This window comes from Streptomyces sp. SudanB25_2051 (assembly GCF_964272635.1).
Lineage (GTDB): Bacteria > Actinomycetota > Actinomycetes > Streptomycetales > Streptomycetaceae > Streptomyces.
On sequence record NZ_OZ186787.1, the window covers coordinates 448116 to 460039 of the forward strand.

General features: G+C 76.9%; 10 protein-coding genes. 5 read left to right on the forward strand and 5 right to left on the reverse strand.

The window, feature by feature from the left end:
- Positions 1–142 precede the first annotated feature (142 nt).
- Complete coding sequence (locus ACSUPT_RS01975) at positions 143–880, forward strand: dienelactone hydrolase family protein (protein ID WP_436943319.1); 738 nt, start codon at positions 143–145, stop codon at positions 878–880.
- A gap of 94 nt (positions 881–974) precedes the next feature.
- Here the strand turns inward: ACSUPT_RS01975 and ACSUPT_RS01980 are convergent, their stop codons facing one another.
- Complete coding sequence (locus ACSUPT_RS01980) at positions 975–1253, reverse strand: hypothetical protein (protein ID WP_351963608.1); 279 nt, start codon at positions 1251–1253, stop codon at positions 975–977.
- A 230-nt stretch (positions 1254–1483) separates the two neighbouring features.
- Here ACSUPT_RS01980 and bdeA point away from each other — a divergent pair, with 230 nt between their 5' ends.
- From bdeA to ACSUPT_RS01995, 3 genes are all read left to right on the forward strand, one after another.
- Positions 1484–2383: a bis(hydroxyethyl) terephthalate hydrolase gene (gene bdeA / locus ACSUPT_RS01985; protein ID WP_351963609.1), complete on the forward strand. Its 900-nt coding sequence runs from the start codon at positions 1484–1486 to the stop codon at positions 2381–2383.
- Between the two features lie 395 nt (positions 2384–2778).
- Positions 2779–5886 (forward strand): AAA family ATPase, encoded by a 3108-nt coding sequence (locus ACSUPT_RS01990; RefSeq protein ID WP_436943321.1) that lies wholly within the window; start codon positions 2779–2781, stop codon positions 5884–5886.
- Between the two features lie 88 nt (positions 5887–5974).
- Complete coding sequence (locus tag ACSUPT_RS01995; protein ID WP_436943322.1) at positions 5975–7366, forward strand: PucR family transcriptional regulator; 1392 nt, start codon at positions 5975–5977, stop codon at positions 7364–7366.
- Between the two features lie 266 nt (positions 7367–7632).
- Here ACSUPT_RS01995 and ACSUPT_RS02000 read toward each other — a convergent pair whose 3' ends face one another.
- The 4 genes from ACSUPT_RS02000 to ACSUPT_RS02015 form a co-directional block, all read right to left on the reverse strand.
- Positions 7633–9021: a serine hydrolase domain-containing protein gene (locus ACSUPT_RS02000; RefSeq protein WP_351963612.1), complete on the reverse strand. Its 1389-nt coding sequence runs from the start codon at positions 9019–9021 to the stop codon at positions 7633–7635.
- A gap of 247 nt (positions 9022–9268) precedes the next feature.
- Positions 9269–9424 carry a hypothetical protein gene (locus tag ACSUPT_RS02005; RefSeq protein ID WP_351963613.1) on the reverse strand — a complete coding sequence of 52 codons (156 nt, stop codon included), beginning with the start codon at positions 9422–9424 and terminating at the stop codon, positions 9269–9271.
- Complete coding sequence (locus ACSUPT_RS02010; protein WP_436943323.1) at positions 9412–10425, reverse strand: DUF72 domain-containing protein; 1014 nt, start codon at positions 10423–10425, stop codon at positions 9412–9414. The genes ACSUPT_RS02005 and ACSUPT_RS02010 overlap by 13 nt, the downstream gene beginning before the upstream one ends.
- A 99-nt stretch (positions 10426–10524) precedes the next feature.
- Positions 10525–10941, reverse strand: coding sequence for a CBS domain-containing protein (locus tag ACSUPT_RS02015; RefSeq protein ID WP_351963615.1), 417 nt, complete (start codon positions 10939–10941; stop codon positions 10525–10527).
- A 394-nt stretch (positions 10942–11335) separates the two neighbouring features.
- On the opposite strand from ACSUPT_RS02015, the gene ACSUPT_RS02020 reads away from it, so the two are divergent.
- Positions 11336–11917 (forward strand): DUF6328 family protein, encoded by a 582-nt coding sequence (locus ACSUPT_RS02020; RefSeq protein WP_436946159.1) that lies wholly within the window; start codon positions 11336–11338, stop codon positions 11915–11917.
- Positions 11918–11924 lie beyond the last annotated feature (7 nt).

An 11924-nucleotide genomic window follows, 5' to 3' on the forward strand; every position in this document is an offset into this window, starting at 1 on the left:
GGCGGGTCCCGCGAAACTGCCGGGCATCCCCGTTGGGCTCTGAGCGCCGGGCGCATGCCGCTTGCGGAGGGACACCCGTGCTGTTCTGCCGGTGGCGGAACACCGGCCGGACCGGGCTGGACGATCACTACGGTCCGGTCCCATGACGAAGATGACGACGCGTGCGGTCGCGTACCCGGCCGACGGTGTGACGATGATCGGGCACCTCGCGCTCCCGGCCGGTGCCGACCGTCGGCCCGCGGTGCTGCTCGGACCGGAGGGCATGGGGCTCAGCGACGTCGAGCGCCGCCGCGCCGACGCGCTCGCCGAGCTGGGCTATGTGGCGCTGGCCTTCGACCTTCACGGCGGGCGTTATCTGAGCGACCCCGAGGAGATGCTGGCCCGGTGCATGCCGCTGCTCGCCGACTCCGACCGGATGCGGGCGATCGGCCGTGCGGCGCTCGACGTGCTGCGCGCCGAGCCCCGGACCGACCCCGACCGCATCGCCACCGTCGGCTACGGAACCGGGGGCGCCGTCGGGCTGGAACTCGGGCGCGGCGGCGCCAACCTGCGCGCGATCGGGACGGTCAACGCACTGACCACGGGCCGGCCGGGCGAGGCGGCGCGCATTCGCTGCCCGGTGTGGGCCGGGGTCGGGTCGGAAGACCCGATCATGCCGCCCGCACAACGGGACGCGTTCGCCGCCGAGATGCGGGCCGCAGGCGTCGACTGGCGCCTCACGGTCTACGGCGGCGCGTTGCACGCCTTCCACCACCCGCCGGTCGACCATCCCACGGTCCCCGGCGTCGGCCACCACCCCGTGCACGCGCGGCGAGCCTGGCGCGACGTCCTGGACCTGCTCGCCGAGTGCCTGCCCGTGACGGAGGGCCCGGGGGCATGAGTACCGGCGCGGGTCGGACCCGGTGCGGGGGCGGCGGTACCGGCGTGGCGGGCCCGGCGCGGGTCGGGCCCGGCGCGGGGGCGGCGGTACCGGTTCAGTACCGTCCCGTCTCCACGACCTCCGTGACCTCGGCGCGGGGACCCGTCACCACCGTGACACGGGACCACAGCTCCCGAAGCCGGGACAGCATGTCCTCGGCCCGCTCCACATCCTCGAACTCCAGGTCGATCATGACGCGGTCCCGGTCCCCGACGGGCCGCATCACCCGGTACGCCCGGACGCCCGCCGCCCCACGGCCCAGCGGGTCGCCGTCGAACGCCTGCTTCCACGCCTCGTAGTCCGGTACCGCGTGCTCGACGCGCAGCACGTACATGGCGGGCTCCTCTCGTCGTGCCCCCTTCCAGTCGAGCACCGGACGGCCCTTCGTGCGCGCCCGGCGCCGAGACCGGTGATATAGCCGATGCCCGCCGCCGCGGTCCGCCGCCACAGTGACTGCGCCACCCACCGGCGGGCCACCCACCCCCCGGTGCGGCGCGCCGCCGCCGGCCGGCCGCGCCCGCCGCGCCGGGGGTCCCGCCAGACGACGGAGAGGACGACTTTGTCGTGCACCAGCACCCCCACATCCAGCGCAGGACCCGTTCACTGAGCAGCGCCCTCGCGGCCGTCGCGGTCGTCGTCGGCCTCGGCCTCGGGCCGACGCCCGGCGCGCACGCGGCGGACAACCCGTACGAGCGCGGCCCCGCGCCGACCAACGCCAGCATCGAGGCGGTGCGCGGGCCGTACGCCGTCTCGGAGGCCACCGTCTCCTCGCTGGCCGTGACCGGCTTCGGCGGAGGGACGATCTACTACCCGACGACCACCAGCGACGGGACGTTCGGCGCCGTCGCCATCTCCCCCGGCTACACGGGCACCCAGTCGTCGATCGCCTGGCTGGGCCCCCGGCTCGCGTCGCAGGGGTTCGTCGTGTTCACCATCGACACCAACACGACGCTCGACCAGCCCGACAGCCGGGGCCGCCAGCTCCTGGCCGCGCTGGACTACCTGACGCGCGTCAGCCCCCTGCGCACCCGGGTCGACAGCACCCGCCTCGGGGTGATGGGGCACTCCATGGGCGGCGGCGGCAGCCTGGAGGCGGCAAAGAGCCGTCCGTCGCTCCAGGCGGCGATCCCGCTGACGCCGTGGAACCTGGACAAGACCTGGCCGGAGATCCAGACGCCGACGCTCATCATGGGCGCCGACGGCGACAGCATCGCGCCGGTGTCCAGCCACGCGGAGCCGTTCTACGAGAGCCTTCCGTCATCGCTGGACCGGGCGTACCTGGAGCTGAACGGGGCCTCGCACTTCGCGCCGAACTCGTCGAACACGACGATCGCGAAGTACAGCATCTCGTGGCTGAAGCGGTTCATCGACAACGACACCCGCTACGAGCAGTTCCTGTGCCCGCTGCCCCGGCCGAGCCTCACCATCGAGGAGTACCGGGGCAACTGCCCGCACGTGTCCTGAATCCGAGGCCCTGCGGGGTCTCACCACCACCGGCGGCCGCGCCCCGCGCGCGGCCGCCGGCCGTGTGCCGTGACGGATGCGTGTCGGCGCTGTGGCGGGGCGGATGTGCACCGGGCCGTGGTGGGGCGGATGTGCACCGGGGTGTGGCGGGGCGGATGTGTGGCGGGCGGGTCTCGTGCGGATGCGGGGCAGTGGGGCGTGGGTGACTGGCGCGGGGGCCCGCGCGGGTGCGGGCCGGCGGGGCGGTGGCACACAGTCCGGTGCGGGTGACTGGGCACCGGCACAACGGCGGGCGTCCTCGCAGGTGGGAGGCGGTGCGGGGCGGGCGGCGGCCCGGAAGCGGGAACCGGTCGGACGGCTTCCGGGTACGGGCGCGGATCGCTACCGTCGCGGGAATGACCGTACAGCCGACCTTCGAACGGCGTTCCCGTCCGCACGGCCGGGACACGGAACTGCGGTCCGTCGCCGCCGTGCTGGACGCCCCGCGCCGCGGCGGCTGCGGCGTCCTCGTGCTGCTCGGCGACCCGGGGATGGGCCGCACGGCGCTGCTGGACCACGCGGCGGCCGCCTTCACGGGCGGCCCCGTCGTACGGGTGGCCGCGGCACCGGGCGACTGCCGCGTGCCGGGCGGCGGGCTGCGCGTCCTGTGCGACGCCCTCGCCCGACACGGAGCCGCGCCCGACGCACCGCCGCCCGACGCACACATGGCCGACCGGCACATGGCGACCCCGCACACGGCCGCACCGCACATGGCGGCCCCGCACATGGCCGCACCGCACATGTCCGACCCGCACATGTCCGACCCGCACATGTCCGGCGCCCACATGGCCGGCCGGCACATGGAGGACGCGCACACGGACACCGCGCACATGGAGGGCCCCCACACGGCCGAGGCGCCCATGGAGGGCCCGCGGCTGGCCGACGCGCTGCGGGCCGCGTCCGCCAGGGGGACGCCGCTGGTGTGCGTGGACGACGCGCACCTGTGGGACGAGGCGTCCCGGCGGTCCCTCGCCGCCTTCCTGCGCGACGCGCCCCGGACGGGCCCCGTCGCGGTGCTGGTGACGGCGGCGCGGCGGCATCCGGGGAGCCGGGACTTCGCGGGGCTGCCGTCCGTGGTCCTCGGGCCGCTGTCGCGCGGGGCGGCGGCACGCGTGGTGGACGACGCGGCGGCGGTGCCCGTGGAGCCTTCCGTACGGGAGGAGCTGGTGACGGAGGCGGACGGCAACCCGGCCCTGCTCGTCCTCCTCGCGGAGCGCCTCTCCCCCGCGCGGCTGGCCGGCTCGGAGCCGCTGCCCGGTCCGCTCGTGGACACCGTGGCACTGAGACGCGTGGTGAGCCCGGCGCCCGACGAACTCCCCGAGGAGGTGCGGGCGTTACTGCTCCTGGTCGCGGCGGCGTCGGAGGACGGCCCGGCGGGCGGCACCGCCGACGCCGGGCTGGTGCGGGACGCCGCGCGCCACGCGGGGCTGCCGGGGCGGGTGTTCGCCGCAGCCGAGGCGGCCGGGCTGCTCGTCCGGTCCGGTGGCCGCGTCGGCTGCGCCACGGTGCCGCTGCGGCGGCTGGTGTACGAGGACGCCGCGCCCGACCGGAGGCGCGCGGCGCACGGGACGCTCGCCGCCGCCCTGGACGGGTCCCGCAACCCGCTCGCGCGCCTGACCCACACCGCGCTGTCCGTACCGGGCCCCGACCCGCGGCTGGCCGCCGCGCTCGCCGCCGAGGCGGCACGGGAGGACGCCCGCCGTCCGCACCGCGAGCGGTCGGCGGCGCTGGCGCGCGCGGCGGAGCTGACGACGGGGACGGGGGCGCGCGGGGAGCGCCTGGTGGCGGCGGCCGAGCAGGCGCGCCTCACGGGACTGCCCGGCCGGGCGCGGGAGTTGCTGGCCGCGGCACGGGCGGCGGGCGGCCACGACGCGGTGCGGGGCCGGGTCGAGCTGGTCGCCGGCCTGCTCGGGGCGGACGACGGCCCGGTGCTGGACGCGTACGAGTCGCTGACCGCCGCCGCCCGGCTCCTCGATCCGTACGACCCGGACCGGGCGGCCGTCGCCCGCCTGGCGGCGGCGGACGCCGCGTGGGCCGCCGGGGACGTGGCCGCGTGCCTCGCCGCCCTGGACACCCCCGGGCACCGGCGGGCGGAGCGTCCGGACGGCACGGACGGTACGGGCGGTACGGGCGCCGGGGGCCGCCGGGCGCCGGAGTGTGCGCCGCCGGGCGGGGGCTGGGGCGATGACGCGTACCCGGCCGGTTTGCGGGCCGCGCTGCGGGGACGGCTGGACCTGGCGCGGGAGCCTTTGCGGCGCACGGTCGAGCGGGCCGGTCCGGGCGGCGCCGACCCGGCGCGGCTGCTGCGGGCCGGGGGGGCGGCACTGGTCACCGGGGACGTCGCCGCGGCCTGCCGGGTCGGCGCGCGGGCCGTCGCCGCGGCGCGGGCGTCCGGCTCGGCGGTGTTCGAACCGCGGGCGCTGGAGTATCTGGCGTACGCCGAGCTGCGGGCGGGCCGGCACGGGCGGGCGCGCGCCCACGCCGAGGAGGGCCTGCGGGCGGCGGGCCGGACCGGGCAGCGGAACGCCGCCGCCCATCTGCACGCCGTCCTGGCGCTGGCCTTGTCGGTCGAGGGCGACGAGACGGGGGTCGCGGCGCACACGGGGCGGGCCATGGACACCGCGCGGCGGCACGGGCTGGCGCAGGCCGCGGCGCTCGCCCAGTGGGCGTCGGCGCGCGCGGACCTGAGCCGGGGCCGCGCTCCGGAGGCCGCCGCCCGGCTCCGCCCGGTCGTCCGGCCGGTCGCGAGGGGCGGGCACTTCGCGGTACGGGTGCTGGCCATCCCCTGCTATGTGGAGGCGACGGCCCTCGCGGGCCAGGCGGGGGCGGCGCGGTCGGCCGTGGAGGAGTTCGCGGTGTGGGCGTCGCTGGGTGGCGATCCGCAGGCGCCGGCCCTGCTGGCCCGCTGCCGTGCGCTGCTGGACCCGGCGGAGGCGGGTGACTGGTACGAGCGGGCGCTGCACCGCCACGAGTCGGCGAGCGGTGAGTTCGAGCGGGCCAGGACCCTGCTGCTGTACGGGAAGTGGCTGCGGCGGCAGCGGCGGCCGCGCGAGGCCGCCGACCGGCTGCGGGAGGCGCTGGTGGCGTTCGAGCAGTGCGGGGCGCGGGGCTGGGCGGAGATGGCCGACAGCGAACTGCGGGCGTCGGGCAGCGCGCCGCGCAGCCGGCCCGAAGGCGGCCTGGCCGGGCTGACGGCCCAGCAGATGCGCATCGCGCTGCTGGTCGCCGACGGCGCCACCAACCGGGAGGTGGCGGTGCGGCTTTCGCTCAGTCCCCGCACGGTCGACCACCATCTGCGCAACGTCTTCGCGACGCTGGGCGTCCGGTCGCGCGTCGACCTGGCGCGGATGGTGGACCGCGCGCACCCCGCCGACCCCGCGCCGCCGGAGGCACCCGCCGTGCGGGCCGTACGGGACCGGCACGGCCCGCACGCGGAACGGCCTCGCGCGCATCCCCGCGCATGACTCCTCGACCGACCGGACGGTATGCCATCCTTCCAGGGGCGGCGGGGCCCGGCAGGCCCCGCGTCCACCGGCCTCGGGGAGGGACACGATGCGCGATGCCGTACGGCCGCGTGCCGCGGCGCCGTCACCGGAGGCGCGGGTGCCGCGTCCCGCGCGCGGCCCCGCCCGGAGCGGCGCGGACTCCGGGGCGGCCCGGCGGGTGCTGCACCGGTCGGCGCGCGCCCTCCTGGACGACCTGCCCGATCTGACCGACCGGCTGGTCGCGGCCCTGCGGGAGCGCGAGCCCGCGTACCGGGCGGCGCTCGCCGGCGAGCCCGGTCACGTCTGGCAGGAGGCCCACCAGTCGCTGCGCCACGGAATCGCCTCGCTGCTCGACCCCCGCGCCGCGCGGGAGGAGGCGCGGCGCTGCTCGTGGCGGACCGGGGCGGCGCGCGCCGAGCGCGGCATGCCGCTGGACGCGCTGCTGCACGCGTTCCGGCTGGGCGGGGCGCTCGTGTGGGAGGCGCTGGTCGAGGAGACGTCCCGCCGCTCCGCCGACGACGTACGGCTGCTGGTGCATGTGGCCGGTGACGTGTGGGACTTCGTCGACGAGCAGTGCGCGCTCGTCTCCGACGCGTACCGGCGGGTGGAGCGGCGGCTGACGTGGCGGCAGGAGAACCGGCTGCGGCTGCTGGCCGGGGCGCTGCTGGACGGCACGGCACGGCTCGCGGACCTGCCGGAGACGGCGGCCGCGCTGGGACTTCCGGAGCGCGGCCGGTACGCGGTCGTCGCCGTCGGCGGGCGGCTCCCCTCGGGGGCGGAGCCGCCGGAGCCGGCCACGCCGGACCCGCGCGTGCGCTGGCACACCGGGGCGGACGCCGAGTACGGCATCGTGCTCCTCGACGGGGACGGCGACGGAGGCGGTCGGGGCCGGGGGCAGGGGCCTGACGCGGACGGTCCCCGCCGCCTGGCGCACGCGCAGGGCGGGGGACGCGACGGGGACGGGGACCACGACGGACACGGCGGTCACGGGGTGGTTGCCGCGCTGGCGGCGCGGCTGGGCGCGGCGCCCGGCGTCCGCGTCGGGGTGAGCCCGGCGGTGGAGGGGCTGGCGGCGGTCGGGGACGCGCGCAGGCTGGCGGACATCGCCCTGCGCCTGTGCCCCGGGGACGGCGGGACGGTCCGCTTGGAGGACCATCTGCCGGCCGCCCTCCTCGTGTCGTCGCCGGACCTCGCCACGGCGCTCACCGGGCGGGTGCTGGGCCCGCTGCTACGCCTCGAACCGGCCGACCGCGATCTGCTGCTGGAGACACTGGCCGTCTGGCTGGAGTGCGACGGTTCGGCACGCCGCGCCGGTGCCCGCCTGTACTGCCACCGCAACACGGTCCTCAACCGGCTGCGCCGCTGCGAGCAGTTGACCGGCCGGTCCCTCGGGCGCCCCGCGGACCTGGTCGAGCTGGCCCTCGCCCTCAGCGCCCTGCGGCTGCCGCCCCACCCGTGAGCGCGACCCGCAGGAGCCCGCAGGCCCGCAGGAGACCGCAGCACCGCACGCGCCGGGGCCCGCAGGCCCGCAGGAGACCGCAGCACCGCACGCGCCGGGGCCCGCAGGCCCGCAGGAGGCCGCAGCCCGCACGGGTCCGACTCCCGCATGGCCGGGGTCCCGCACGGGCCCGCGGCACCGCACGCGCCGGGGCCCGCGGCCTCGTGCGGGCTGCGGGCCCCGGCCCCTCGGGCCGTCGTACCGGGCGCTCACGGCGCCCGGCCGGTTCAGCGCCGCAGCGGGTCCGGCGTGGCGAACGGCCGGGGCTCGGCCGCCGAGGGCAGCGCCGTGAGCGCGGGCGCCGCCGGGCGGGCCGACGGGGACGCGGACCGGGCGGACGGGGCCGCCGAGGGCGCGGGAGCCGTCGGGGCGCCGGCCAGGGCGGTCTCGACGTGGCGGATCAGCGCGTGGTCGATGGCGTGCGGCTCGATCTGGCCGCTGTCGTCGACGCGCTGGTACTTCATCAGGTTCATCCCGAGAGCGACCTGGTGGCGGCCGTCGTCCGTGGACAGCGCCAGGGTGCCGGCGCCGAACACCCCGCCGTCGTGGCCCCAGTACCAGCGGCCGTCGGACATCCGGGTCGTGTAGATGCCGAGCCCGTAGCGCATGGCGGCCTCCTGGCCGGGCGGCGCCTCGTACATGGGGACGGTCGTCTTCATCTCGCGCAGCTCGGCCGGGCCGACGAGGCGGCCGGTGAGGAGCTGCCGGTAGAAGGAGTTGAGGTCGTCCATGGTGGAGACGAGGTTGCCGGCCAGGCCGCCCCAGGACATGTCGTAGACGCTGTAGTCCCGCGGCGGGTCGATCAGGCCGTACATCGACTCGTACATCTTGGAGTGCGGGCCCGTCAGGTACGGCGTGCGCGGGAAGTACGTGTGGCGCAGCCCGGCCTTCCGGATGACGTGGCGGGTGATGTACCGCTCCGGGTCCTCGCCGGTGACCTCGCGCAGCAGCTCGCCGATGATGATGTAGTTCGTGTTGGAGTAGCTGTACGTGCCGCGCGGCGCGGGCGCGGGGGCGGCGAGTCCGAAGCGGATCAGCTCCTCGGGCGCCCAGTGCCGGAAGCGGCCCTCGTCGAGCGCCTTGCCGGCGTCCTCCATGATGCCGGGGAACGCCGCGGCTATGTGGTCGCCGAGACCGCTGGTGTGGTTGAGCAGCATGCGCACGGTGATGGTGCGGCCCTGCTCGCCCGGCACGAGTGCGGGCAGGTAGCGGCCGATGGGCGCGTCCAGGTCGACGCGGCCCGCGTGGACCTGCTGGAGCACGGCGACGGCGGTGAACGTCTTGGTGATGCTGCCGACACGGTGTTCGAAGCCGGGCCGGACGGGGCGCTTCGTGTCCCTGTCGGCGATGCCGGAGGCGCCGCGCCAGTGCGCGGAGCCGTCGCGGACGGCGGAGTACGTGCCGTACATGCCGGCCTGGTGGATGGCGTCCAGCGAGGCGCGCAGGGCCTGCCGGTCGAGGCGCGGGGCGTGGCGTTCCGCGACGGCCGCCGCGGTCGGCGCGGCGGGGGCGGCCTGGGCGGGCAGCGTCCCGGCGGCGAGCGACAGCAGGACGGCGCCGGAGGTGACTGCGGCGAGGCGCAGCCCTCGGCGGGCGGGGCGCGGCGAGAGGTGCATGGGCACTCCTGCGGTGGTCGGTGCGGGGCACCGGTGGGTGCCCCACACCCATCCTCGGGCGGCCCGAAGGGCCCGACTCTCCTTCGCCAGAAGGAAGTTGCGCACAGGAAGCCATGACATTTGTCAGACGTACGGCCTACGCCCAGGGTCGCCGGGCCCCGCCGACAACCCCCGGACACGCCGCGGCCCCGGCCGGTCGGGGGGATCCGGCGGGGGCCGCGGCGCGGTGCGGGACGGGGCGGCGCCGTCAGTGGCGGCGCGGCACCAGCCGCCCCAGCAGCCCTCGGCTGCGGGTGGTGCGGCGCCGCCGGGTGTCCAGGGCGGCGCGGCGCGCCGTGTGGATGAGCCTGCGCCCCTGCGGGCTGCGGCTGAACCTCTTGATGCGGCGGATCAGTTGGGACATGACACCTCCTGTGTGCCGGTGCCGGACGCGGTCGGCGCGGTGCGTCCGGCCGGTCCGTTCGGGTCGCAACCCGTGTGCCCCGCCGGGCCGTTCCCATGTGCGCCGGTACGCGGCGGCTCCTTCGCCGTGTCGCCGAGGAGGCCGCGCATGGCCTCGGCGGCGCGTACGGCGGCGTCGCCGCAGCAGTTGTTGAACAGGACGTGGACCTCGGCGGCCCGGTCGGCGTGGGCGCGCAGCCGGGGCAGCCACTCGCGCAGCTCCTCCTCCGTGTAGCCGTGCCGGAACCGGTCCTCCTTGCTGCCGGTGCCCCACGCCGGGCTGCGGCCGTGGAACCGTACGACCGACAGCGCCGGGGAGGTGACCGGCACGTCGGGGGTGAGCGAACCGGCGAGGCCCGGGGCCGTGTCGACGGCGACCGACGCCAGGTCCAGGTCGCGCAGCAGCGCCGCCGTCCCGGCCCGCTCGGCGCCGGTCCACCAGCCGGGGTGGCGGAACTCGACCGCGATCCGCCAGCCGTCCGTGCGCTCGCGGCAGTCCTCGAGGAATGCCCGGACGCGCGGGCCGGGGGCCGCCCACGGGGGCAGCTGGAACAGCACCGCGCCCAGCCGGCCCGCGTCGCGCAGCGGTCGGAGCGCCGCGGCGAAGCGGTGCCACACCTCGTCCAGGAGCGCCGGAGCGGCGGGCGCGCGGTGCGTCCCGCCGTGCCGGGCGAGCGCGGGCCGTAAGTCGGCGGGCAGCGCGGCGGGGCGGGTCGGATGGCCGGTGAGCAGCGAGAACGCCTTCACGTCGAAGCGGAAGCCGGCCGGGGTGCGTTCGGCCCAGAGCGCGCTGTTGCGGGCGCTGGGCAGGCCGTAGTACGACGAGTCGACCTCGACGACCGGGAAGCGGTCCGCGTAGTGCCGCAGCCTCCCCTCCGCGTCGCGCCGGCCGCGCGGATACCAGCCGCTGGAGACCAGGGCCGGGTCCGTCCACGAACACGTGCCGGTCAGGATGTCGCCCATGGCATGCGCCTCCCTCCCCTGGGGCGGTGTACGAAACGAGGCGGGCCCCGGTCGCGTGCGCGCGGCCGGGGCCCGGTGCCGGCGGGATGCCGGGGCTGCTCAGTCGGTGGACAACGCCTCCAGGAGGTCGCCGACCTTCGGTTCGGGCAGCGCCCGTGCGACATCGGCCTGGGCGACGATGCCGACGAGGGTGTGGCCGTCGATGACGGGCAGTCGGCGCACCTTGTGCTGGGTCATCGTGCGCAGGATCTCGTCCGCGTCGTCGTCGGCGCCGATGGTGACCGCCTCGCCCTGGGCCAGTTCACCGGCCTTGCAGTCGGCGGGGTCCTTGCCCGCGCCGAGGACCTTCACGACGATGTCGCGGTCCGTGAGCATGCCCTTGAGCTTGTTGTCGGTTCCGCAGATGGGCAGGGCACCGACGCCGAGCTCCGTCATCTTCTTGGCGGCGTCGAGTACGGTCTCGTTCTCGCCGATGCACTCGGCGCCCTCGGTCATGATCTCTCGTGCCGTCGTCATGGTGCGACGATCCCTCCTCCGCGTCTGTCTGGCGCCCGCTCCCCGGCGTCGTGGCCGGTGGGCGGGCTCTCACGGAACCACGGGTCCCCCGTGATCCGGTCCGGCTAACCCCGTTTCACCGCATTCGCAACCGGTTGGGGGCATCGGCATGCTTCGGAGCGGACTGGGCACACGAACGTCCCCGAGTACGGAGGACGACGCCATGACCATGACGGAGCAGCCGGTCGGGTGGCCCGCAGGGCGCCGCCCCTCAGCAGGCGCGTGCCCTTCCTGCGCGCGAGGCGCGGGGCAGGCCGGTGCGCGGGCCCTCGCCGTCCCGCCGTTCAAGGCGCCGGCGCTCGAGGTGCCGGGCGCGGCGGAGGGCGCGGCCGGCTCGGAGGCTCCGCCGACGGGCATGCACGCCGGTGCGGTGGCCGGTGCGGAGGCTCCGGCGGCCGGCCTGGAGATCCCGGTGGCCGCCGTGGAGAGCCCGGCGGCCGTCCTGGAGCCGGAGCGGCCGGAGACGGCCCGCGACCGGGTCAACCGCCGCTGGAACGAGATCCTCCAGGAGACGAGGGTCGCCCAGACGGGCGTACAGATCCTCTTCGGTTTCCTGCTGAGCGTCGCGTTCACCCCGCTGTTCCGGGAGCTGGCGACGACGGACCGGGTGATCTACGTGATCACGGTGGTGCTGGGCGCCTCCGCGACCGCGGCGCTGATAGCGCCGGTGTCGCTGCACCGGTTCCTGTCGGGGCAGCGGATGAAGGACGAGCTGGTGGGCACCGCGCACAAGCTGATGATGTGCGGGATGGTGCTGCTCGCCCTGACGATCGGCTGCACGCTGCTCCTCATCCTCCACGTGGTGGTGCCCGGGCTGCTCGCCGAGCTGCTCGTGGCCGGGGTGATGCTCTGGTTCGCGCTGTGCTGGTACGTACTCCCCCTGTGGCTGCGCCGCCGATCCGCCCGGCGGCTCGCGCGGCGGTCGGCCCGGAGCTGAGAAAGGT